Source organism: Dawidia soli, assembly GCF_018598185.1.
GTDB lineage: Bacteria > Bacteroidota > Bacteroidia > Cytophagales > Cyclobacteriaceae > Ohtaekwangia > Ohtaekwangia soli.
Genome location: NZ_JAHESC010000038.1, coordinates 32875 through 58108 on the forward strand (window position 1 = coordinate 32875; position 25234 = coordinate 58108).

The window sequence follows — 25234 nt, forward strand, 5'->3', positions numbered from 1 at the left end:
ACGCTATCGGGTCTAGGAAGTTTTGCGGTAGTGTACGATCGCCCAGGTATTTAACACAAGCGCCATGGCCGCCACGATCCCGGCCGCGGGAAGTACATCGTGCAGCGTACTGCCCTTCAGGATGATCATGCGCATGACCGCAATGAGATGCGTCACGGGGCTGCAATAGGCCACCGCCCGGGCCCACGCGGGCATGCTGTCGAGGGGCGTGAAAAGTCCCCCCAGCAGGATGAAGACCATCATAAAAAAGAATGTAATGAGCATCGCCTGCTGCTGCGTTTCACAATACGTGGAGATGAGCAAGCCCAGTCCCAGGATCGCCAACAGGTACAGCGTCACAAATCCATACAGCAGCGGCATACTTCCCATCGGCACGATGCCATACACCACGCGCGCGACCAGCAGCCCCAGCGTAAAGACCACGTTGCCGAGCACCCAGAACGGCAGCAGCTTGCCCAGGATAAAATAATGTTTCCGCACCGGCGACACATTGATCTGCTCGATCGTGCCGACCTCCTTTTCCTGTACGATGTTGAGCGCCGATAAAAAGCCGCCGATCATCGTCACGAGCACGGCCAGGACGCCCGGCACCATGAACACGCGGTAGTTGAGGAAGGGATTATACCAGTATACCGGCGCCACCTTCAGCACGGGCGTGGCGGGAAACCGGTCCGGCTGGACCCATTGCACACGCACGGCGTTGTTATAGGTTTGCAGGATCGTGGTGATATACGCCGCGCCCAATCCGGCCTTCACACCGTTGATGGCGTTGACGGCCAGCGACAGCGTTTGCCCGCCGTCGCGCATCAGCCCGCGCTCGAAGTCTTGCGGTAAGGTCAGCACGACGTCGGCGCGATCAGCCTCCAGCAGCGCCAGCGCTTCCGGGTACGAGGCCGTATAGCCGGTCAGCCGGAAATAGCCCGAGGCGGTAAGCTGTTGGGTCAACCGCTGTGCCTCGGGCGAGCGGTCGTTGTCGACGATGCACAGGTTGATATTCTTGACTTCGTAGTCCGCGGCCAGCGGCAGCACGATCAGCTGGATGAGGGGCATGACCAGTACCACCGCCAGGATGGTGCGGTTGCGAAAGATCTGCCTGAACTCTTTTTGCAATAAGAAATAAAGCATGCTCATGCGAGGCGAATGTTAAAGCGTTTGACACTGATGAAGAGCCAGCCGGCCGTCATGCCGGCGAGGACGAGGGTTTCTTTCCAGACCGCGGCGATGCCGAGGCCTTTGATCATAATGGCCTTGACAATGATGTAATACCATTTCGCAGGCACCGCGTGGGCGATCACCTGCAGCGGCACCGGCATGTTTTCGATGGGGAACATAAAACCGCTGAACAGGATCGTCGGCAGCAGCATGCCCATCAGGGAGATCAGCATGGCCACCTGCTGCGAGCTGGTCTGCACGGAGATAAAGATGCCGAGCGCCAAACAGGTGGTGATGAACAATATACTTTCCGCCAGCAGCAGCAGCACGTTGCCCTGCACGGGCACGTGAAGCACCGTGGTGCTGAGCACGAGAATGGTGCCGACGTTGACCAGCGAGAGGATCAGGTACGGCACGGCCTTGGCCACGATCACCAGCACCGGGCGGAACGGCGATACGAGCAGCACCTCCAGCGTACCCGTCTCTTTTTCGCGCACGATCGAGACGGCGGTCATCATCACACACACCAGCATCAGCACCAGCGCCATCACGCCCGGCACATAGTTCGGCGCACCTTCCAGCTGCGGGTTGTACAGCATGCGCGTTTCGACGCGAAGGCCGTACGGCAGCGCCTGGGCTTCCCGTTGCTCCGTGGCATGGTCGTAGACAATGGCGGATACATACTGCGTGAGCGTCGTGGCGGTATTGGGGTCCGACGCATCGGCAATGACCTGTACGGCCACGTCGCGGCCGTGCTGCCACTGCTCGTAGAACCGGGCCGGAAACACCACCGCCACCTTTACCTCGCCCCGGCGGAACGTCGCTTCCAGGGCCGGCGGCGACAGCGCCACCTGCTCTACCTCGAAATACCGGCTGGCATCCAGCCGCGCGATCAGGGCCGCCGTGGCGAGGTCGCGACCGTGATCGACCACCACCAGCCGGGCGTTCTTTACTTCGTTGCTCAGCGCAAATCCAAAGATGAGGATCTGCATGACGGGCATGCCGAACAGGATCAGCAGCGTGCGGCGGTCGCGCAGCACGTGTATAAATTCTTTGCGGATGAAGAGTGCCAGTTGTTGCATGTCGGTAACCGTGTTTGTGTTATTCACCCCGTTGCGCACCGCGCGCCAGGGTATAAAAGACATCGTCCATGGACGCCGCGCCGTACGTTTCCTTCAGGCGCCGCGGGGTATCGAGCGCGGCCATGCGCCCGTCGACCATGATCGAGACGCGGTGGCAATATTCGGCTTCGTCCATATAGTGCGTCGTGACGAACACCGTGATGCCCTGCCCCGCCGCGCTGTACAGCAGGTTCCAGAATTGCCGCCGCGTGAACGGATCCACACCGCCGGTGGGCTCGTCCAGGAACACGATCTTGGGATCGTGCAGGATCGCCACCGAAAATGCCAGCTTCTGCTTCCACCCCAGCGGCAGCGAGCCCACCCGCTTGTCCGCGGCATGCTCCAGCTCCAGTCGCGCCAGCAGCTGCTCCCGCTTGTCGCGCAACACCGGGTTGCGCAGCCCGTAGATGCCGCCAAAGAACGTGATGTTCTCCGCCACGGTGAGGTTCTCGTAAAGCGAAAACTTCTGGCTCATATACCCGATGTTCTGCTTTACGTCTTCGGGATGCGTGGCAACGTCGAACCCTGCTACGTGCGCGCGGCCCGACGACGGCGTGGACAACCCGCAGAGCATGCGCATGGCCGTCGTCTTGCCGGCGCCGTTCGCGCCGAGGAAACCGAAGATCTCGCCCCGGGCCACGTCAAAGGTGATCGCATCGGTGGCGACAAAGTCGCCGAAACGTTTGGTAAGCTTATCGGCTTGTATGATGGGCTGCTCCATATCAGTTCCGTTTCATGAGGTCCATAAAGCAATCTTCGATCGTCGCATCGGTCGGTTGTACCGAGGCCGCGGCCAGGCCCGCATCGCGGAGATAGCCTTGCAGCGCCGCCGCGCCCGGGTCTGCCGTAAACGCCGCGTGCGCCCACTCCCCGAAGGCGTAGCTGCTGACCGCCTGCGGGTGATGCGCCAGTTGCTGCAGCAGGGCCGGCATGGGCGCGCCGCCCACGGCGTAGAGCGGGTGCGGATAGCCCGCGCGTAATCCCGCCGGCGTGTCGACCGACAGGATCCGTCCTTGCTGGATCAGCGCGATCCGGTCGCACCGGGCGGCTTCGTCCATATAGGGCGTCGAGACCAGGATCGTGATCCCCTCGGCCCGCAGCCGGCCCAGCATGTCCCAGAACTCTTTGCGCGACACGGGGTCGACACCGGTCGTGGGCTCGTCGAGGAACAGGGCCGTCGGCCGGTGGATCAACGCGCAGCACAACGCCAGCTTTTGTTTCATCCCGCCCGACAACTTGCCCGCACGCCGGTCCTTGAACGGTTTTATCTGCTCGTACAGGTCGCGGATAAGTGCGTAATGATCCGACACTTTGGTATTGAAGACCGAGGCAAAGAAATGCAGGTTCTCCTCCACGGTCAGATCGGTATACAGCGAGAACTTGCCGGGCATATAGCCCACCGTGCTGCGGATCTTTTGATAGTCGCGCACGACGTCATGCCCACCGACGCTGGCATGCCCTGCGTCCGGCAACAGTAAGGTGATGAGGATGCGGAAGAGCGTGGTTTTGCCCGCGCCATCGGGTCCGATCAACCCGAACAGCTCACCCTCCCCTACGGTAAACGATACGCCGTCCACAGCCGGGGCCTGGCCTTTGCCAAACGCCCTGGTGATATTTTCTACGCGGATGGCATCCATGATCACAGCGTTACTTCACCGTACATACCGATCTTGAGATACCCGTCGTTCCGGACGCGGATCTTGACCGCATATACCAGGTTGGCACGTTCGGCTTTGGTCTGGATGGTCTTGGGGGTGAACTCCGCCTGGTCGCTGATCCACGTCACCACGCCGGGATACGTGCGCGTCACGCCGTCGGGGGCGTCCACCACGACCGTTACGGGCTGCTGCAGGCGAAGTACCGTCAGCTGGTCGCCCGTGATGTAGGCGCGCAGTGTAAGCGTGGTCAGGTCGGCGACTTTGTAGAGCGGCTTGCCGGCCACGGCCATTTCGTGCGGCTCGGCATAGGTCGTGAGCACCGTGCCTTTCACCGCGTTGATGATCCGGCACCGGGTGAGCTGATCCTCCACCTGCTGTACTTGCACGATGAGCGGCGCGGTCTGCGCCGCCAGGCTGCTGTTCGTGACCGACAGCGTTGACTGCTGGGCCTCCAGCTGCCGGCGCAGGACTTCCGTCTGCGCGGCGGCATCGTCGTATTGCTTCTGCGTGGCCGCGCCAGCCTGCACAAGCGACGACAACCGCTGCTGCTCACGCTCGGCGTGGCGCAGCTGCTCGCGCACCGCCGCCAGCTGGCGGGCTACGTCGGGGCGGTTGGCCAGCACCGACTGTACCTGCGCCTCGAGCTGTTTCTTCTTGAGATATAACGGAATGCTATCGATCACGCCGACGAGCTCACCGGCGCGCAACGTGTCGCCTTCGTCCGGCTGGAACACCAGCAGCGTGCCGGTCACCTCGGCGGAGACGATGGTTTCAACAGCCTCGAATGTGCCCGAGGCATCGTAGGACGGTCCGCCGCGGCGGCAAGCGCCCAGCACGACAAGGACGAATAAACAGTAAGCGATGTGTTTCATGACAGTGAATAGGATTATGGTCTTCCGGTAGTGGTCTGTAATACATAGTGCGCCATCAGGCCCTGCAGGGCATGCAGGTTGCGCGCCTGGCGTGCCTGGTCTTCGGCATGTACCTCGCGCAGGTAGTCGTGCGCATCCAGGACGCCGTTTGCCAGCTGCGCGGCCGCCGTCTGCTTGACCGACGCGCGCAAGGCAATGATGGCATCGTCGGTTTCCAGCAAGGCCGTATACTTTTGTACGTCGGCCAATTGACGGGCCTGGGTGACGCGCGTCTGGAGTAAAAAGGTCTCCTCCTGTACGGTCAGCTGCTGGCGGGCAATGCCGATCAGGGCCGCATCGTTGCGCGCCGTATACCAGCCGCTCAGTTGCCATTGCAACCGCAGACCGCCGATATAGTACCCCCGCACATCGTTGCTCAGCATGTTCAACGCAGGGCGCCCCAGGCCGCCCTGAAAGAACAGGCTGACGCGCGGGCGGTTACGGACGGCGAGTGACTTCTCCTGTACGTCGAACACCGCGGTTTGCAACTTGAACTGTTGCAGCTCCGGACGGTATAGATCCGTCGCCACGGCCGTGGGAACGGGCGGCTCGGCAAACACAACACCGGGAGCGATAGGCTGGCCGATGAATAACGCCAGCATGGCGATATAGCTTTCGCGGGTAGACTGCAGCTCCACAGCCTGCTGCGCGGCCTGGAGTAACTCCGAACGCAGTATATCCGCCTGGCTGCGAAGCGCCGTGCCCAGCCGCACCGCGGCCTCTATCTTCTCCAGCGCCGCCTGGATGTCCTGCTGCAGGATGGCATTCTGCGCGCGCTGCCGGTCGATGATCAGGACACCAAAAAAAAGCGGATTGATCCGTTCTTCCAGGGCATAGAGGGTCACCTCCACGTTCTGCTGGTCGGCCTGGCGTTGGGTCTTTGTCAACGCGCGTTGCTGATGAATCACACCCCCGTCATAGAGCGTTTGCTGCACCTCTCCATAGAGCTTATACTGATCCTTCGACAACACCGGGATCTCCTGCCCCGGGACGCTGATCGGCACTTGCGTCACCTCCGATTGATAGGTAGCCTGCCCATAGATCCCCACTTGCGGCAAATACCCGCGGGCAGCGTTTTCAAGTGTATAGTCTGCACTTTGCTGCAACAGCGTTCGCTGCTTTGCCTGCGGAGCATGCTGGCGCGCCAGCGCATAACACTGCTGCAGTGTCAAACTATCGCCGCCCGGTAAGCCACCGGCCGCCAGCGCAGGCCTTCCCACAAACGCCAGCAGCATCAAGGTTAAATACAAATTAAGACGCATGGTCATATAGTTTAAATATTCGATTTAATCATTTGATTAACACTACAGCAAAAAAAATCAGCGCACCCCCAGCATCGCATCGATCCATTTCGGGATCAGCTTCTTCCGTTCCTCCATCAGCGCTTCAAACTCCTTCTGCCCCAAGCCGGCACCATGCTGGAACATCGGCCGGCCGACAAACGGAAAGAGCGTCATCCCCAGCAGATTCATGATAAAATGAAGGGGGTGTATATTCTTTTTCCGCTCGCGCAGCTGCTTTACCAGGACAGATTCGCGCAACAGCTTCCCCACCTGCAGCCTGCGTGCGAGGTCTTCGGGCTGGTAGCGGATCTCGCTCAGCACGAACAGCGGCAGGTCCGGGTTCTTCATCAACATGTCCAGGTAGTTGTGGACCAGGCGCTCTATTTTTTCCTCCAGGCTGCTTTCTTCATCGTTCAGCACCGGGGCGATCACACCGAACAACGCCTGCACCTTCTCCATCATCACGATCTCGAAAAGCTTTTCCTTACTGCGGAAATAATAGTTCAGCAGTGCCAGGTTCAGCCCCGCGGCTTCGGCAATATCGCGGGTGCGTGTAGCGGCATATCCCTTTTTGGTAAAGACCTGCCGGGCAGCTTCTTTGATCCTCTCCTCCGTCGATACGTCTTTGGACTCCTGTTTCTCTGATTTCTTCTTTCCCATTGTGCACCTGTAAGTACGCGACAAAGATGGTGGATGTTTCGGAATTAGTCAAGTATTTTAATCAAATGATTAAAAATTAACAGGACACCTGCTGTAGCCACGTCTGGGCCTCCTCCAGCGAGTCGAATAGCCGGATCTGAACACTGGTCTGTTGCACACGATACGAAATGGCCTCGACCGCGAGGGCATTGAAGTAATTGCTGGGACGTACGAGCGCGATGGCGCGAAAGCCGCGTTCGATGGCACGGGGAAGGAAGTTGAACTTCACGTAGTTCTGATCCTCCTGGCCGATCAGGGTCATTGTCTTGATATCGGCCAGTACTTTGTGCGCCCCGTGCTCCACCAGCAGTTTCAGCATGTATTCGGTGCCTTCCCGGAACTGGGCGCTGGTGGCATAGCCGTTCCAGTCCATACGGACATATCCTTGTGCGGCATCGTAGTAGATCTGATAGACGGGAGGAGGTACGGCGGCCATAGCGTGCGGGATTTCGTACTACAAAGAACCGAAAAACGAGGAACGATACAACGCATAGCAAAAAAAATGAGCCGGTTTGACCGGCTCACTTTATATTGCTTACAGGAGGTAAGACTGCCTTACGGCTGTACTTTGATGTCGATCTTCATCCAGTCATCGCTGCCGTTGCCCGGAGCAATGTCGTCTATGCGGATCAGACCTTTTTTGCCGTACTGGGTCTGGAAGGCAACCACGTCGCCAACTTCCAGGAACGATACCGTCTGGGCCGATTGGTTGGAAACGGCCAGGTTTGCCAGGTCATCCGATTCGTCTACCGCATCGAAATCCTCAGAGGACATCGTCGTGGTAGCGAAGTATGTTTTGTTGAGCTCCTCTTTCGTGGTGCTCGCCACCACCGGGATGTTCACCACTTCCGTGAGGTAATCGTATGAAGAGGTCAGCGTAGCATGTTTGTCCTCACCCATGAGGTATACATAACCGAAGTCCCAGTACGAAACGAATTCGACGCCCTGGTCAATTCTGTAGATCTCACCGTCCAGCAGTGATACGAACGTTTCTGAGCTACCGTCACCCAGGGGCGCCGCCAGCGTCAGGTCGTTGTAGGTCTTCACATCTGCCTCTTCGTTTGTACCGCTGCCATATACCAGTGTAATGGTCGCAGGGCCAACGGCCAGGCGCTGATTAACATCACGGAAGTCGCCGTTGCCGGTAGTTGTCCAGAACTTGTATACCACGGTACCTGCTGTGATGCCGGAAGGTACAGGCAACTCGAACTGAAATTCGAAATCTTCGTCGTTCTTGCCGGTGAGATCGATGGAACCATCGGCTTTGAGGTCGATGTCCTCCTTGGGTTCATAGATCTCTTCACCCTGCCCGCCGACGTTTTCAGTGATGTACAAACGCTTCATGCTCTTGTCTGTAGAGGTGAAGTGTACCTTTGCCGTGATGCTGCCCTGGCTCGAAGTTACGGTAACGTCTTCATTCGTCTCAGACGGAACATCCAGCACTACATCGAATTCCGCATTTGGATCTACTGCGATCTCGTCGTTGTCGTCGCAAGCAGCAGCCAGCATGCCAACTACCGTCAGGGAGAGCATGACTCTCCGGTAACTGTCGAATTTTCTCATACCTTTTTTTCTTCTATTATGTTAAAAAATTTATTGAACCGGGCGATATAGCCCGGCCGTGGAAAATTACAAAAACTACGCCACGCCGTGCAACCCCTGGCACAGCACTACCAGGTGAGGACAAAGCACTACGGGTTGCTGATTTTCGGAATCATTTATTTTCGTTACACCATCTTTTTCAATAGTACATGTCGACACGATCCGCGCGATAGATTTCCGACTTGTTTACTGGGGGAATTGTTACCACACTCATGCACAACAACTTGTAACGTATACGCCACACTTGTTTTTATATAGACGATTACAGGTAGTGGTTTATCCGGAGCGACTGCCGGAAAGTAGACGGTATAAATGCGCGCTTAAACGATTTTCTATGGAGAAAACGCTACAAAAAAGTACACCCGGGTTGGCCCGGGTGCATATTGATAAAAATATAAAAATATTTTTACGGGGTTACCTTCGAAAGTTGCAACACAACGCTGGTCCTGGATGTCGAAAGCTGTGGATTGATGCCCACTTTCATCAGGAAGTCGCCGGAATATACAGCATCGCTCCGCAACGGCGAACTGGTGCCGGGCAACAGGTTGATCTCCCGGACGGTGTACCGGGCAGCTGGGTCCAATCCCTTGAGCTTCACCGGATATGGTGTACCCTCGCCATAGCGATTGTTGACCAAGTAGTTGAACATCACACCCGTGGCGCGCGCAGGGTCTACATATACCAGCGACGCAAAGCTGCCCTGGCGTGGGTCTGCCAGGCGGTACTGATCACCTTGCCAGATGACCTGCTTCACGTCGTTGTAATGACGCAATGCCTGCTGACAAAAGGCCAGCTCCTGCGCTTCCAGCTCGTCCACCACAATATCGAACCCGAGCTTTCCCATCATGGCGACATCGACCTTGAACTTCAGTGGTTGTTTGCCCCATGCCGTCACGTGGTTGGACGTGGCCAGGGCCGGGTAAAAGTAGGAATACTCCCACTGCATAAAGATCCGCTCCAGCGGGTCGGTGTTATCGCTCGGCCAGAACTCGGTGAAGTACTGTAGCGCGGCATAGTCTACGCGGCCTCCTCCGCCGGAGCACAACATCATTGGCACCTTCGGATATTTCTGCCGGATCTTCGCCAATACGTTGTATAATCCGCGTACGTACTCGATGTACAGGTGCGACTGGTTCCTGAGGTGTGCCGAATAGGCGTTGTATACCACGGCGTTACAGTCCCACTTGATATAGGCGAGCGACGGATTTTCGGTGAACAGCTTGTCGACCACCTGGAAAACGAATTGCTGCACGGCGGGGTTGCTGAGGTCGAGCACCAGCTGGTTGCGGAAGTAATGTTCCTCGCGCGCGGGTTGGCGAATGACCCAATCGGGGTGCTTCTCGTAAAGCTCGCTTTTGGGGTTCACCATTTCCGGCTCGATCCAGATCCCGAACTTCACGTCGTTGTTGGCAGCTTCCTTGACCAGGGAGCTGACGCCGTTGGGCAGCTTCGTGCGGTTGACTTCCCAGTCGCCCAGCCCGGCTGTGTCGCCGTTGCGGGGATATTTATTGGCGAACCAGCCGTCGTCCAGCAGGAAGAGGTCTACGCCCAAACGCTTGGTGTCTTTCAGCAAGCCGAACAGTTTCTGTTCGTTGAAGTCGAAATAGGTGGCCTCCCAGTTGTTGAGCAACGTGAGGCGCGTGCCGTGGCCGTCCAGCAGCTTGTAGTTCCGGGCCCAAGTATGCAGCTTGCGGCTGGCCTCGCCTTTACCGTGGTGCGACAGCAAAAAGACAAACGCGGGCGTGGCAAAGGTCTCTTTGGGCTTAAGCGTATAGGCCGAGGCGAAGTTGTTCATGCCGGCCACGATGCGCAGGTTGTCCTGGTAATCCAGCTCGAGGTCGATGCGGAAGTTACCGCTCCACTCCATCGCGCCATACAGTACGGTACCCTCGTCTTCGGTCGCCGGTTTGCCCGGAGATACCATAAACACCGACGGCTGGAACAGGTTGGCGCGGGTGCCGAGCTTGGAGTCCAGCGTTTTGATGCCGTGCGTGATGCGCGAGGTCTCCGGCTGCATCTCCTTGGCCCAGTCGCCATGGTACTGCGTCAGCCAGAACTCCGGCGCCTTCAGGTGCAGGTTCGCCGAGGCGAACTTGTTCAGCACCACCGGACCTTTCTCCTGGTGGCTGATCTCGCTCCATTGCTCGATGACGTCTTCCTGGCTGTATACTTTGTAAAACAGTTTTACCGTAAACGGATATACCGGGTCCTGCAACGTGACCGTGTACAGCGCCACCTGGGGTGTTACCTCCTGCCGGGTGTGCGTGATGTAGCGCAGGTCGAGCGACGTGTTGCCGTCGGCGTGGACGACCGTGATGGCCGGCTCGGCCAGGTTACGCGATCCCGCGGGCGTATAGGCCGAGGCCAATACGCCGGAATAATCGTCGGTCTGGCGGTAGGCCTGCGGCACCTGCGCATAGCTCCCCGCGTCGGCCAGCTTCTCGCCGTAGTAGACGATCCGGAGGTTTTTCTTGTCGTCGGCCTGCAACACCAGCGCGGTGCTGCGGGTCTCGAGCGGAATCGTGGTCTGGGCATACCCCAGCGTGCTCCCCAGGGCGGCCATGAGCCAGGCTGCCAGGGTCTTACGTGTACAGGTTGTTATCATGCAAAAGAAATTATAAAAAAATCCCGGGGGCGGTCAGCGCTTTTTTACAGGCACCTCGCCGAGCACACCGTTCACCCGCGCGCGGGTCGTGCCGCCAGTGGGTGAGCTGATGGTATAAGACGTTACCAGGCCATCCTTCCACGCGATATCGACGGTATAATTACCGCGTGCCTTCAGGCCTTTGACCGTGCCGCCCGGCTTCCATACATCGGGCAGCGCCGGCAGCAGGTCGATAAAGCCATCGTGGCTTTGGATCAACATCTCGGCGATGCCCGCCGTGGCGCCGAAGTTACCATCGATCTGGAACGGCGGTCCGGCCGACAGCAGGTTGGGATATACGCCCCCACCCGCGCCGTAGTTGATGTGGGTTTGTACCGTCGGCTTGAGGATCTCGGACAATAATTTATATGAACGGTTGCCGTCTTGTAAGCGGGCCCAGAACAACAGCTTATAGGCAATGGTCCAGCTCGGTCCGTCGTCGCCGCGTACTTCCAGCGTTTTACGAGCGGCAGTGGCCAGCGCCGGCGTGGCGGTAGGCGTGATGAGCGACGCGGGATACAATCCGTACAGATGCGATATGTGCCGGTGCTGAAGATCGGTTTCTTTATACTCCTGCAACCACTCCATGATACGGCCGTCCGAGCTTACACGCCCCGCGGGCGGCACCTTGGCCAGTTTCTCTTCCAGCTGCCGGCGGAAGTCCGCGTCGACGTTGAGCGTCTTCGCCGCCGCGATCACGTTGGTGAACAGCTCACGCACGATCTGGTTGTCGATCGTCGGCCCCATGCAGATGCTGGCATGTTTACCGTTGGGCAGGTAGAAGGTATTTTCCGGCGAGACCGACGGCGCCGTCACCAGCCACCCCGTGGCAGGGTCCTGCATCAGTACGCTGCTATAGAACTGGGCGGATCCTTTCAGGATCGGATAAATGCTTTGGAGGTATTGGCGGTCGCCCGTAAAGTCATAGTGCTGCCACAGGTTGTTACACAACCATCCCGAGCCGGCATTGGCCGCGCCCCACGAGGCGCTTTCGCCCGGCTCGGTAAAGCCCCATACATTGGTGATGACGTGCGCCACCCAGCCTTCCGCCTGGTAGTACGCCTGGGCTGTACGTTGGCCGGGTTCCACCAGGCCGCGCACCAGCTCCGCCAGCGGCAGGTTCAGCTCCGACAAGTTTACCACCTCTACCGGCCAGTGGTTCATCTGCACGTTCACATCCAGGTGATAGTCGCCGTTCCAGGGCGTGCGGATCTCTTTGGCCCAGAGGCCCTGCAGGTTGGGCGGCAGCAGCCCCACGCGCGTGCTGCAGATCGTGAGATACCGGCCGAACTGGAAGAACAGCACCGGCAACCCGTTGTCGGACGTGCGGTCTTTCAGGAACTTCTCCAGCCGCACGTCGGTCGTCTCCGTGCGCTGCGGACCGTCGAGCGCCAACGTAACGCGGTTATAGAGCTTCTGGTAGGCGGCGATGTGGTTTTTCTTTTGCTGCGCGTACGGGCGCTTGACGGCCGTTTCCAACTGTTGCTGTACTCGCCATTCAAATCCTGCGGCGTCGCGGAAATCCGTGCCCGCGGAGATGAACAGCGTGATCTCCGAAGCCCCCTCGATGCTGAGGTCGTGGCCTGCGGTGCGTTGCTTCCCTCCTTTCGCGACGGCTTTTACCAGGGCTTTATAACGCATGCCTTTACCATCTGTGCCGTTGTCCAGCTGGCCGGTCATCTGCAACGTGGTGGCGTCCAGGGCCGTCGTGGCAGACCGCTCGGCACGGTTCAGACCGACGGTACACGAGAGCTGCCCGGGCTTGCTGGCCGTTAGACGGACAATGGCGACGTCGTCGCCAAAGCTCGTAAAGTATTCGCGGGTATAGGTCACACCGTGGAGCTGGAACGTGCTGGTGGCCACGGCGTCTTGCAGGGACAACTGGCGGGTGTAGGCCGTGGGTTGGACCTCGCCACCCGCCGCGTTGCCGTACCGAAACTTCAACACGAGATCACCCAACGTTTGGAAACATCCAAAGGGCTCGGCACCGGAACCTTTGCCGGTACACACAAAGTCGCTGTTGACCAGGGCCTGCGCCTCGTCGTTGCGCCCTTCGAGGATCAGCCGACGAATGTCGGGCAGCTTTTTATGCGCCTGGTAGTTGTTCGCGTCCTGCGGCGCACCCGACCATAACGTAATATCGTTGAGGACGATCTTCTCCTCGGCCACGCCCCCGTCGGGGGTCATGCCCAGCCGACCATTGCCCAGCGGCAGGGTCTCCTCCCACTGGCGCGCGGGTTTGTCAAACCACAGGCGCAGCGGCGCCTGCTGGCCGAAGGCCGTTACGTGGAACGCCAGCACCACAAAGGCCGGCACAAAAAAACGCAGGAACATGGACGGATCAGATTGTTTTGTATGGATAATAGGCGTTCGGAATTTATTTCTACTCTTTTTCATCATGCAAATGTTTGCGGAAATACGGAACATACAGAAGGACAATGGCTTACGTTATTTTCGCCAGAACGTGAGCTCACTCATGTTGCTATAGTACGTATCGTTGGTCGTTACATGGAGGACGCGGATGCGGATGTAGCGTACCGGAGGGGCTCCTTCCAGCAGGTCGACCTTGAAAGGTGCCTTGCCATCGTCGCTTCGCGTCACGTCTTGCAGCAAGGTCCACCCTTTGGCTAGTGCTTCATCCTTCCACCCCGGATCGTTCCCCGGCAGCGTCGTTTCAGCACCGGTCAGATCATCGATACCCCACACTTCGAAACGGTCGGGGTTATTACAGCAATCACGACCGGTCTCCTCCAGCTGCGCGATGTTCTCAACAACCTGCCCGAGGTCAAAGGTGAAGTGATGCGGAATGGCCGTATTGCCGTCGCTGTGGTAAATGTTGGGATACCCCTGCGGCCCCACGCTGCCATCCCACAGCTTGCTCACACGCGTGTCGCTCTGGTAAACATTCACATCGTTCGGCAACTGTACTTCTGCGAACAACGCCTTGTTCAGCGGCGTCAGAATGGGCGGAAAGGTGTCGTAACGCGCCACGAAGAAGGTGTCGATGGCATGGCGCTCGGGGATGTACGACGACCGGTAGCGCACCAGGCTGCCGGCCTGATAGTCGTCCAGCGTGACGGACAGCGCCTCGCCTTCCAACGGTTTCTCGACGCGCTCGCCGGCCAGGTTCGTGTACTCGATGGTCGTGGCGATGTGAATGGTATCGCCCGGTACGAAGTGCAGCGTCGGCATGTTGTTCCCGTCCAGCGTGTAGGGCTCGCTGTCGGGCCGGCGGTTAAAGAGGCTGGCTTCGTAGAGCGGCCCGTAGGCACGGGCATTCTTTATCTCCAGCGGCACCGACCGGTTGCCCTTGGCGTCGTAGGCATGCACGGTAAAGCTATAGACATATTCCTGCAGCCCCGGGATGATCACCGCCAGGGTGTCGGCCGGATCGTGCGTGCTGGCTTCCACCGCCAGCGAGTCGCGGTGGTTGTTCCAGTAGATCATATACCGGGTGATGCTCGGATCGGGGCTCGGTTGCCACGCCAGCGCCACACGCTGATTGCCGGGATAATAAAAGACATGGATCGGTACCCCGGGGTACACGATCTCGCCGTCGCGCAGGAAGGTCTCGAAGTCGGTGTCGAGCGACTCGCACGCGACCAGGGCGGCGACGAACAGGGCGATGATAAGGTTTATGCGTATCGTCATGATAGTATCGTTATCCAGGTTCAGGCATTATTCGGGTTTACCGTAGAACGTGAGCTCCATGGCATGGGCAAAGTCACCGTTGGACCACGTGTCGGACACGGAGAAACGTATGAACTTCACGGCCGGGCTGTTGATCGGCACATCGAAGTTGATCCCCGCCAGCACAAAGGCGGCATCCTGCACGTTGGTCGCGCCGGGCGGCAAGCCCGACGGCGGATCGGGAAAGCGATAGCTGCCCAGGTTCACCCAGTCACCCACAACGGTGCCGGCGGGCGAATACCGCGGTAGTTCGGCGTCTTGCGGCGAATCGACGGACGACCCCCAGATCGAGAACCGACGCGGATTACCGTGGCTGTACGTAAACTCCGCCGTACGCTCGTAGAGCACAAACCGGCTCAGCTGGAACGTACCGCCCAGGCCAAAGGTGCAGATGATGGGGAGCGGACCGCCGGGCGCCGTGTGCCAGCCTTGCGAGTAGGCATCCACTTTGTTATCCCACAGATACCGCAGCTCCCAGCCATACGCGATCTCGCCGTCACTGGGCAACTGGTACACAAAGAAATTCTGTTTGTTCAGCACTTGCTCGAACAGCGGCGTAAGGTCCTGCCGCAGCGTATCCGATATGTTGCCAAACTCGTCGGTGACATAGATGCCGAACGAGCGGGGTATGTCGCGATAGCCGCGTACAGCATGCCGGATCGTATCATCGTCGGTATAGTGCTGGTCCACGATCTCCTGCTGCCGTGTGACCGAGTCGTACGTCACCACCACCACACCGACGGTCTCCTCCAGCGGGTTCAGGGCGCGGATGCTCAGTCCGCCGAAGTCGGGTGTGACGTCGAGCGTCGGCCGCACCATCAGGTACGGCGGCGTATCGGGGTGTACTTTCACCACGACAGGATCGGACTTGACGTTGGCCCGGGTGACGGCGTATAATGTCACGTCGTAGTCCTGACTTTTGGCAAAGCCGCGCACGGTGATGGTGTCGGAGTAGTAGCTCGACTTGGTCTGCCGCGTTTTGACATCGTTGATGGCATACTCGGCCTGTACATACAACAGGTTTTCAGAGTTCGGCAGGGTGTACGTGATGTGCGCGCCGCCGTTGAAGTTGTGCACTTCGATGTTCGAGACGGGCAGCGGCTTTGACGTATCCTCCGACACCGGGTCTACGTACCGGCCGCCCTCTTCGCAGGCGGTCAGCGCCAGCACGAACAAAGCCGCCCGATAGAATATAGCGATAGTATTCCGTTTCATAAGCTGTAAGGTTACCAGTAAGGATTTTGAACCAGGTTGGGATTCACCACGAGGGCATTTTGTTTGAGGGGCCACAGGTAGTCGCGCTGACTGAACACCGGCACCAGCACCGTGGTCGGCTGATAATACCGCGCGGGTTCCGTTTCATATACGCTCCACCCCTGCATGGGGCGGCTCAGCACCTGCTGCAGCTCCTTCCACCGCCGCAGATCCCACCCGCTTTGTGCCTCGAAACAAAGCTCGATGCGACGCTCCTGGTGTATGATCTGACGCAGACCGGCCTGGTTCAGGTATTTATTGGGAGTATTGGAATAGGTCGACCACGCGGCCTGCACCGTGGGCAGACCCGCCCGCAGGCGCACGGCGTTGATATAGGTATATACTTCTTCGCTGGGACCGTTCAGCTCGTTCAGCGCCTCTGCGTACAGCAGGTATAATCCGGCCAGGCGCATCATCGGCAGGCGGAAGTGTACCGGCTGAAAACCGTTGTCGTATACCGACAGGTAATGCGCGAGCTTTTTCGGCCAGTACCCCGTGATGTTGATGGTATTGCGGTCTTTCGGGCCGGCAAGTCCGGAGGTACCGCGGGCCTGCACGTAGTATGCTTTGTCGGGATCCAGCTGGCCGTTGCCATACCAGATGCCGCCGTCAAACGCCAGGTTGGCATAAAAGCGCGGCTCGCGGCCGAAGTGGCCCCGGATCGTCTGGTAACCCGCCTGTACATAGTAACGGGTATCGGCCGTGCCCGTCTGGATCTGAAAGCGATTGGTATAGTCCCACGACACATCTTCGGTGATCGGCACACCGTGCTCGGTATAAAAGAGATCCGCCGTGGAGATCGGCACGGCAAATGTCGACGGGTTGGAGAAGATGTTCACCGCAGACTCTTTGGTCATGCGGGGTGTGGCATATCCCTGGTAGCCGAACTCGGGGTTGAGCGCCCAGATCAGCTCGGCGTTCAGGTCCCAGCGCTCGGTAACGGCATTTTGAATGGTCAGCACCTGGCGCAAGCTCTCGGGCAGGTTCGAAATGGTGGCAGGCTGGATAAACGTATACAACCGCAGGCCCTCCGCCTCGCAGGCCTGGATCGCCTCGCGGCAGGCGTCTGCCGCACGGGCCCATTTGCCCGCATCGTATGCTTGCGGGAACAATACCGTGCCGTCTTTATCCCGGTAGTCGGCATAGTCGGGGTTGCCGTTGAACAACGGACTGGCTGCGGCGACCAATACCTCGGCCTTCAGCGACAGGGCGATGAGACGTGTGGCACGACCCAACTCGCGCGCCTGGTTGGTGATGGTCACAGGCAGGTCGGCCGCAGCCTCGTCCAACAAACGCACCACGTAATTAAAACCGGAATCGAGCGGCGCGCGCTTCACACGCACCTCGTCAATGCTGGCCGAGATCGGCAGGTTCTTATCGACAATGGGCACGGGTCCATACTTGCGCAGGAGCTCGTAGTGGTAGTAGGCTTTCAGGAACTTCACTTCGGCGATCCACCGTGTTTTTTCTGCGGCCGTGAGATCGACCGGCTCGTCGATGTTCTCCAGCAGGGTATTGCAAATGCGGATCGAGCGGAACTGGCTGTAGTTTCCGTTGTCGCCGTCCCAGCTGTTCAGCGCCGGCGACCCTGCATTCTGCAAACCGCGGATCAGGTTAAACCCGACCTCGTTGATGGGCCGCTGTGACAGGTTGTTGGGGTAGATGATTTCAGACGACAGCGTAAAGCCCGCGTTGGTGACGGCATCGGCACCGCGTTGCAGGTAGGCATAGCACGAGAAAAGATAGTTCTCGGCTTCGTTCCGGTTTCGAAACGCGTATTCGAGCGTGCCGACGTTCTGCGGCGTGACGTCGAGGTAGTCGGAGCACGACACGCCCAGCAGCATGGCCGCGAGCGTATAAAGAAAGACGGATAATCGTTTCATAGAGATGATGCGATCAGATGTTGATGTTTATGCCCAGGTTGTATACTTTCTGGATGGGATAGTTGAAGCCCTGACCGGCTTGCTCGGGATCCCACATTTTGAACTTGCTGAACGTTACCAGGTTCAGACCACTGAAGTAGATGCGGCAGTTGGAGACCTTGTAGCGGGTAACGAACGCACGCGGCAGCGTATAGCCCACCTCGACAGACTTTAACCGCATAAAGCTGCCGTCGCGCATCCACCAGGTGCTGCGTTGTAAGTTGTTCGCGATCTCCGGCTTGGTAATGCCCAGGCGTGGATATAATGCATACAGATCCTGGTTCTCTTCCGACCAGTGGCTGTCTGCCCACGCTTTCAGCAACTGGGTGCTGCCCGCGATATACGGATCGGGGCTGGGAATGAACGGGCTCGTCCGCTCCGGGTCCACAAAGAACGAGACACGGGCCTGCCCCTGGAAGAAGGCCGACAGATCGAAGTTGCCATAGCCGGCGGAGAAGCCAAAGCCATACACCACTTCCGGGGTGGTGGGAAAACCGATGAAGGTCATGTCTGCACCGTCGATGACACCGTCGTTGTTCAGGTCGCGGTATTTTATGTCGCCGCCTTTGGGCGCCAATCCGAAGATCTGTGCCGGCGAGTTGGCCGCCTCTTTGTCGTCTACAAACAACCGCTCGGCAATGTAGCCATACTCGCGGTTGATCGGCTGGCCCGACCGGTAACGATAGGCCTCCTTATATTCCGGTTCTTCGTATTTCACATATTTGTTGCGCGCATAGGTGAGGTTGGCCCGTGCGCTTAAGAAGCCGTTGCCGGCAAAGGTCTTCTTATAGTCCAGCGACAGGTCGAGCCCCCGGGAGCGTGCCGCGCCGATGTTGGCGCTCGGCCAGGCATCGTTCAATACTTCCAGCCCCATCGTGCTGGGAATGTCCGCACGGCTCATCAGGATATTATATCGGTACTGATTATACACCTCCGCGACGAGGCTGAGGTTCTGGAAGAACGTCGCCTCGAGCGCGACGTTTATCTGGCGCGACGTTTCCCACGTTACGTTGGGGTTTTCGTAGTTGCGGATAAACACCCCGTCGCGTGTATAGTTGTTGGTGAGACCGAAGGTGGCATAGTTGCCGCCGCCATTCAGGTTTACATCCGACAGGTAAAAGAATCGCTGGTTGCCGATGGCATCGTTGCCCACCAGACCGTAGCTGGTGCGCAGCTTGAGGTAGTTGACAACGTCGGCAGCACCTTTATAGAACTCCTCGCCGGAGATCACCCAGCCTGCGCCGATGGTGGGAAAAAATCCAAACCGGTGATTGGAGGAAAAGCGTTCCGAACCATTGTAGCCAAAGTTGAACTCGGCAAAGTAGCGCGACTTATACGAATACGTGGCCCGGCCCGCCAGCGTGAGGTTGCGATACGGCAGCGAATACTGCAGGCTGGCTTCTTTGGTTTTCGGATCGATGGCGTTGGAATTGAGGATCTGCTGCCGCGTGCCGATGAGCGTGCCGCTGACCGTATGATCGCCGAGCGCCTTGGAATAGTCTAACGCACCCTGAAAGTAAATATAGGTGCTGAGGTCCGGCCGGCCCGGACTGTAGCTCAGGTATTCGGTCGCCACATTGTAACCGGTAGGGTTCGGGTTCAACCATACCAGGCTGTAGTCTCCGGAAGACTTGTCGTAGGTGGCGATGTTATAGTAGAATGGCGAGTAGGCCATCTGCGAATCGAAATACGAATAGCGGTTCGTGCTGAACATACCGCGGAACGACAGGCCCTCGGTGATGAAGTCAAAATCCTGGTTCACCTCCAGCTGGGCGGACATACGCGACTGCGATGAGTTCTTGTGGCCCCGCAACATCGACGCATACGGATTGTTGTAGTCGATGCTGTTGTTGGTGCCCAGGCGCGATACGTTTCCGAACAGGATGTGTTTGGTGTTGAGATTGGCCTCATCAGGCTCGTAATAGGCAGGGAACAATACCGGGCTGGTATGCACGGCATAGTTGTACAGATCGGTCGAGAAAGAGCCGTCGGCGGAGAGCGGCCCGTTATACTCGTTGAACGTGCCCGACAGGCGCACGATCAACTCGGTGGTCTTGGTCACATCGATGTTGATGTTCGAGCGCAGCTGGTAGTTCTGGAACTTGATGTTGTTGTCGGCATTGTTGCGGGTATCGGTTTGTAAGATCCCGTGATCGACGTTGTAGGAGGTGCCGATATAATACCGGGCCACACCGCCACCGCCGCTCACGCTGAGGTTGGCGCGCTGCGTGGATGTGCGTTTCTTAAATAGCAGGCCGAGCCAGTCCACCGCGGGGTATACATAGGGGTTGCTGCCCGGCGCACCGGCGAGGGTGGCTTGCGTATTGATGATCTTGTTGTGGTCAAACTCGGGCGCCTGCTTCGGGTCGCGTGTGGTCAGACCCTCGTTATACAAATTCATATAGGTGATCGGGTCCGCCAGCTCCAATGTCTGCGCCGACTGCGAGAAGGAGTTCTCCAACCGGAAATTGATCTTGGCGGTACCTTCCTTACCTTGTTTGGTCGTGACAAGGATCACGCCGTTCGCACCGCGCGCGCCGTAAAGCGCCGTGGCGCTGGCGTCTTTCAGGATCGAGAAGCTGGCGATATCATCCACCTGCAAGCGTGCCAGGTCGGACGGCGTGAGCTCGACGTTATCGATGAGTATGAGCGGGTTCTGACGATAACCGAAAGTGGTGACACCACGGATAAAGAACGTGGCATTGTCCTGCCCCGGCTGCCCGCTGCGCTGGTACGCGATCACCCCCGCGATCTGCCCCGCCATGGCCGTGGTAAGGTTACTCGCGGGGATCTTGAGCTCCGTCGGTTGCACGGTCGTGACCGAGCCTACGACCGCTTCCTTTCGTTGCTTTTCACCGTACGCCACGACAACGACTTCTGTCAGGCTCGAGATGTCGGGCTCGATCACGATGCTGAGCGACCGGCGCGTGCCGACCGCTTCTTCCAGCACTTTATAGCCAACGAACGAGAATACCAGCACACTGTTCTCATCGGGCACGGCGATGGTAAAAGCACCGTCGGCGTCGGTGGTGGTTCCTTCGGTCGTGCCTTTGATGACGACGTTCACGCCGGGCATGGTTTCGCCCGATTCGTCGCGCACGACGCCTTTGACGGTGAGGGTCTGCCCCACCCCCGGCAGGCTCACCAGCAGCCATAGCGCTGCCAGTAACCCCAGTTTAGAGTAAAATCCATTCATAGAGTATTAGGTTAAGATTTGATCACATTACCGTTGCCGCAACCGTTTACTTAACAATAATACTGCAATTAGGGCTTATGTCCTAATTGAACGGTGACTTTCTTATAAAAGACTATCGTAAGGCTGCGCTGAGCCCCGGTTCCTGCGGAACCTGGTAAAAACCGCCGGTGACGCGGGCGGGATGTACAAAATGGTCGCGCAGGTGTGGTATATATTCCAGGAACAACGCTTCGTGGCCTACACGGATATGATTAAAGAGCACCAGGTGCTGGTGTATCTGGCCCATGTCGCCCACGTGCGGCACCATCGGTATATTAAATTTCCGGGACAGTAAACTGATGGCGATATACTCGGCTACGCCGCCGACGCGCACCGCATCGGCCTGGTTAAAGCTCATGGCACCGGTTTGCAGATAATTCTTAAAGAGTACGCGGTTGGGCACATGCTCGCCCAGCGCGATGCGCAGCGGGGCGATCGCATCGGCCAGCGTGCGGTGTGCCTGCACATCGTCGGGATGGGTGGGTTCTTCGATCCAATACGGGTTCATGGGCTGTAACGCGCTGCAAATGCGTATGGCGTCGGGCAGGCTCCACTGCTGGTTGGCATCGAGCATGATTGTGGCCGTGTCGCCGGCGACCTCGCGCACCAGCATCGCGCGTCGGATGTCGCGGCCTGCGTCTTTCGAGCCCACCTTGAGCTTCATGGCCGTAAAGCCGGCGTCCATGGCGCGCCGCACGTTGTCGCGGATCTGCCCGTCGGAATATTCGAACCACCCTACCGAGGTATCGTAGCCGCGGTAGCCTGTGCGCAGGATCTGCTCGGCATCTTTTCGCGTGGCGTCGCGCTGCGTGAGGATCCCGAGCGCTTCCGCGCGGGGCAGTACATCTTCGAGGTAGCTGATATCGATGGCGTCGAGGAGCGCTTCGGGCGACAGATCGTTTAACAGCTTCCACAGGGGCACCTGGTGAGCCTTGGCCCACAGGTCGAAACAGGCATTGGTGATGGCCGCCAGGGCCAGGTGCACCACGCCTTTGTGCGGGCCGAGCCACCGGTACGCGGCGTCGTCCGCCAACGTGCGGAATATACGGCCGAAGCCGGCCATCAACGCATGGATCTCCTGCCCCACAAGCTTGCCCGCGAGGTGCCGGATGGCTTCACACACCAGGGGATTGCCCGTGCCCAGCGTAAATGCCAGGCCCACGCCTTCCTCGCTCCGATCGGTGCGCAGCACGCAAACGGCATAGCCATACGTAGGGGCCGTGTGCACGGCATCCGAGCCCGCGCCCGGCGGCAGTACATAACGTTTGTCTTGCGACACAACTTCTCGTATAACGATAGACGGGTGCATAATCGCCGCTTATAAAGGTTCAGATCCAAAAAAAACGTGTCCAGCCCGGGACTTAACCAAATATGATCATTTTAGGCCCATTGTCCTAACCGTTTAAAAAAGTATGCGCTAAAGGGATCAACTAATTTTCTCTATTTTGCATCCCACTGGGAGGCGGTGCGGATGCGCACGGGTTAGGAGACAGACCGCCAGTGTGCGGACACGGTATTATTCAGTTATGACGACAAAAGAAAAGATAATCTTCAAAGCGATCGATCTCTACAATGAGCATGGTTTTGCCAACGTGACCAGCCGCGATATAGCGAAAGAACTAAAGATCAGCCACGGAAACCTCGAATACCACTATCAGAATAAGGAAACGTTGCTCTCGGCTATTTATATGTGCATGAAGGACGAAGTGTCTTCGTACTTCTCTGAAATTGACCGGTCGCAGGACCCGTTCGTGCAGTTCGATACGTATTTACGCCGCCTGGAGCCGTTCCAGACAAAATACCTGTTCTTCAACCTGGACGTGCTGGAGATCTCGCGCAAGTACCCCGCGATCAAAGAAAAACTGGACGCCACCATCCAGCTACGCAAAGAGCAGATGACGCACTTCTTTAATCTCTTTGACGAAAGCGGCTATCTGCTGCCCGAGCCCAGTTATGAATTTTATACCCGCCTGCAACACAAGATCCGCGTGCTGATCACCTTCTGGGTCTCCCAGGACGCCGTACTACAGAATTTCAACCAGGGCCAGCATATTTCCATGACGCAGTCGATCTGGGATCTACTTTTACCCCATCTCACCGAAAAAGGTAAGCGGCAGTATAAAAACGTCTCACAAGCACTGACCCCTGTCTTAAAATAAGCATGCAGCATGCCACACGCACCTGCATAGACAGCAAAGGTCACCGCCCGCCCGCAGCATATCCCCTATACACCACCACACTCAAAGCCCCCACCGTAATATTCTCAGCCGAAAGCGCCGCCACCGGCGCCTGCAGCCCCCCCGTGACCTCCTCTTGCCATCCCGGTTCATGAGAGTCCAGCAGCTTCCGCCAGGCGAGCCCCTCGCCCGGTATACATACCGTAGCAGGCTGAGGCGAAAAATTCAACAAACAGAGCCACGATCCCTGCTGGCTCCCGCGTCCGTATAACATTATACCGGCCTCGCCGAACGTAAGCACCTGCGTCACCCCCCGCGTGAAGCTGTCGGGAGTAATGCACATACGGCGGAGATCGAGCAATGCCCGGTGCCAGCGCAACATCACGGCGTGTCTTCCCTCCTGCCGGCGGTGCCATTGCAGCACGGATTTCCGGAATGTGGCTTCGGCGGCGGGATCTTCAGGCTCTCCCCCGGCCAGAAAACGGCCAAGCTCTTCTTTCCGCCCGCGGCGCACCGCCTGGAGAAGGGTCGGATCACGGAAACTTACGAAATAAAGAAAGGGCGTCTCGTCGGCATATTCTTCACCCATGAACAACATCGGGACATAGGGTGCCAAAAGGATCGCCGCCGCGGCCAGCTTGAGCCGGCTGTGATCCAACAGCACGCTGAGGCGCTCGCCGCGGACACGGTTCCCTACCTGGTCGTGATTCATGGTAAATACTACAAAGCGATTGCCGGGGATGCCGGCGGAAGAAGCGCCATACTTTCGCTTCCGGAAGATCGCATAGTCGCCCGTCAGGACGAACCCTTCCGCATATGCCTTGGCCAGGGGCGCGATGCCGCCGCAGTAATCTTCGTATCGCATTTTTCCGTCGGCGTGCAACAGCGCATACAGCGCGTGGTGAAAGTCGTCCAGCCACTGTCCGTCGAATCCATACCCGGCGGCGGCCGGCGCCGTCACCACCTTGGGGCTGTTCAGATCGCTCTCCGCGACTAGGTGCAACGGCCGCCCCACATGCTGGCTCAGCCGTTTCACCGCCTCCTGCAACGCCTGCCACAGGTGCACACAGCTGGTATCAAACACCATGTGGATCGCGTCGAGCCGCAGGCCGTCGATGTGAAAGTGATGAAACCAATACAGCGCGTTGTTGATAAAGTATTCCCGCACGCCATCAGACCAGGCCTGGTCGAAGTTGACCGCATCGCCCCAGGGCACGCGGTAGGCATCCGTAAAGTACGGCGCATACGCGCGGAAATAATTCCCTTCCGGCCCCAGGTGATTATATACTACATCCAGGAATACGGCGATACCACGTTGATGACAGGCATCCACCAAACGCTTGAGTCCGTCCGGTCCGCCGTACGAATGCTGTACGGCATAGGGATATACGCCATCATAGCCCCAGTTGCGGGTGCCGGCAAACTGCGCCACCGGCATCAGCTCCAGCGCATTGATCCCGGTCGCCGCCAGGTCGTCCAACCGCGGGATGATGGCGTCGAAGGTACCCTCGGGTGTGAAGGTGCCGACGTGAAGCTCGTAGAGCACGAGGGATTCCATCGGCAATCCATGCCAGTGGTGGTCCTGCCAGACAAAGGCATCGTGGTCTACGACATACGATGCACCGTGTACATCGTCCGGCTGGTACTGCGACGCCACGTCGGGCGTGTCATGGCCCCCGTCGGGCCGGAAAAAATAGCGTGTCCCGGGGGGCACGTCGGGTACTGTAACATGGAAATATCCGGTCATGTCCGGCACCATTTCAACCTCGCGCTCGTTCGGCGCCACAAGGTGTAACACCATGCGTTTTTTTTCGGGAGCCCACACCGTGAACCGGCACGTGCCATGGGCGTATGCGGCGCCGGGTAACGATATCATCATAACAAAC

General features: G+C 58.3%; 18 protein-coding genes. 1 reads left to right on the forward strand and 17 read right to left on the reverse strand.

Translation table 11 applies throughout. From position 1 onward, the window contains the following. Positions 1-12: 12 nt before the first annotated feature. The 16 genes from KK078_RS22035 to KK078_RS22110 all read right to left on the reverse strand — a co-directional run bounded on the left by KK078_RS22035 (position 13) and on the right by KK078_RS22110 (position 22480). Positions 13-1131 (reverse strand): ABC transporter permease, encoded by a 1119-nt coding sequence (locus KK078_RS22035; protein ID WP_254092489.1) that lies wholly within the window; start codon positions 1129-1131, stop codon positions 13-15. Further along, a complete protein-coding gene (locus tag KK078_RS22040; protein ID WP_254092490.1) occupies positions 1128-2234 on the reverse strand; it encodes an ABC transporter permease in 1107 nt (368 codons plus the stop codon). The genes KK078_RS22035 and KK078_RS22040 overlap by 4 nt, the downstream gene beginning before the upstream one ends. 19 nt (positions 2235-2253) lie before the next feature. After that, positions 2254-2994 carry an ABC transporter ATP-binding protein gene (locus KK078_RS22045; protein WP_254092491.1) on the reverse strand — a complete coding sequence of 247 codons (741 nt, stop codon included), beginning with the start codon at positions 2992-2994 and terminating at the stop codon, positions 2254-2256. A gap of 1 nt (position 2995) precedes the next feature. Beyond that, positions 2996-3910 (reverse strand): ABC transporter ATP-binding protein, encoded by a 915-nt coding sequence (locus tag KK078_RS22050; RefSeq protein ID WP_254092492.1) that lies wholly within the window; start codon positions 3908-3910, stop codon positions 2996-2998. Between the two features lie 2 nt (positions 3911-3912). Then, positions 3913-4803, reverse strand: a complete 891-nt coding sequence (locus KK078_RS22055; RefSeq protein ID WP_254092493.1) for an HlyD family secretion protein — start codon at positions 4801-4803, stop codon at positions 3913-3915. A 14-nt stretch (positions 4804-4817) separates the two neighbouring features. After that, complete coding sequence (locus KK078_RS22060; RefSeq protein ID WP_254092494.1) at positions 4818-6104, reverse strand: TolC family protein; 1287 nt, start codon at positions 6102-6104, stop codon at positions 4818-4820. Between the two features lie 57 nt (positions 6105-6161). Further along, a complete protein-coding gene (locus KK078_RS22065; RefSeq protein WP_254092495.1) occupies positions 6162-6785 on the reverse strand; it encodes a TetR/AcrR family transcriptional regulator in 624 nt (207 codons plus the stop codon). 76 nt (positions 6786-6861) lie between these two features. Further along, positions 6862-7260, reverse strand: coding sequence for a SpoIIAA family protein (locus KK078_RS22070; protein ID WP_254092496.1), 399 nt, complete (start codon positions 7258-7260; stop codon positions 6862-6864). Positions 7261-7379: 119 nt separating this feature from the next. Then, positions 7380-8387, reverse strand: coding sequence for a hypothetical protein (locus KK078_RS22075; protein WP_254092497.1), 1008 nt, complete (start codon positions 8385-8387; stop codon positions 7380-7382). 445 nt (positions 8388-8832) lie between these two features. Further along, positions 8833-11031: an alpha-galactosidase gene (locus tag KK078_RS22080; protein ID WP_254092498.1), complete on the reverse strand. Its 2199-nt coding sequence runs from the start codon at positions 11029-11031 to the stop codon at positions 8833-8835. A gap of 33 nt (positions 11032-11064) precedes the next feature. Next, a complete protein-coding gene (locus tag KK078_RS22085; RefSeq protein WP_254092499.1) occupies positions 11065-13467 on the reverse strand; it encodes a glycoside hydrolase family 95 protein in 2403 nt (800 codons plus the stop codon). 51 nt (positions 13468-13518) lie between these two features. Further along, a complete protein-coding gene (locus KK078_RS22090; protein WP_254092500.1) occupies positions 13519-14721 on the reverse strand; it encodes a DUF4998 domain-containing protein in 1203 nt (400 codons plus the stop codon). A 27-nt stretch (positions 14722-14748) separates the two neighbouring features. Continuing rightward, complete coding sequence (locus KK078_RS22095) at positions 14749-15975, reverse strand: DUF5000 domain-containing lipoprotein (RefSeq protein ID WP_254092501.1); 1227 nt, start codon at positions 15973-15975, stop codon at positions 14749-14751. 11 nt (positions 15976-15986) lie between these two features. After that, positions 15987-17897 (reverse strand): RagB/SusD family nutrient uptake outer membrane protein, encoded by a 1911-nt coding sequence (locus KK078_RS22100; RefSeq protein WP_254092502.1) that lies wholly within the window; start codon positions 17895-17897, stop codon positions 15987-15989. Between the two features lie 13 nt (positions 17898-17910). Continuing rightward, the gene (locus KK078_RS22105) at positions 17911-21132 is read right to left on the reverse strand and encodes a SusC/RagA family TonB-linked outer membrane protein (RefSeq protein ID WP_254092503.1); all 3222 of its coding nucleotides are present in this window, start codon (positions 21130-21132) and stop codon (positions 17911-17913) included. 112 nt (positions 21133-21244) lie between these two features. Continuing rightward, a complete protein-coding gene (locus KK078_RS22110; RefSeq protein ID WP_254092504.1) occupies positions 21245-22480 on the reverse strand; it encodes an enolase C-terminal domain-like protein in 1236 nt (411 codons plus the stop codon). 217 nt (positions 22481-22697) lie between these two features. Between KK078_RS22110 and KK078_RS22115 the strand changes: the two genes are divergently transcribed. Continuing rightward, positions 22698-23330, forward strand: coding sequence for a TetR/AcrR family transcriptional regulator (locus KK078_RS22115; protein WP_254092505.1), 633 nt, complete (start codon positions 22698-22700; stop codon positions 23328-23330). A 40-nt stretch (positions 23331-23370) separates the two neighbouring features. Here the strand turns inward: KK078_RS22115 and treZ are convergent, their stop codons facing one another. Beyond that, positions 23371-25227, reverse strand: coding sequence for a malto-oligosyltrehalose trehalohydrolase (gene treZ, locus KK078_RS22120; RefSeq protein ID WP_254092506.1), 1857 nt, complete (start codon positions 25225-25227; stop codon positions 23371-23373). Between the last annotated feature and the right edge of the window lie 7 nt (positions 25228-25234).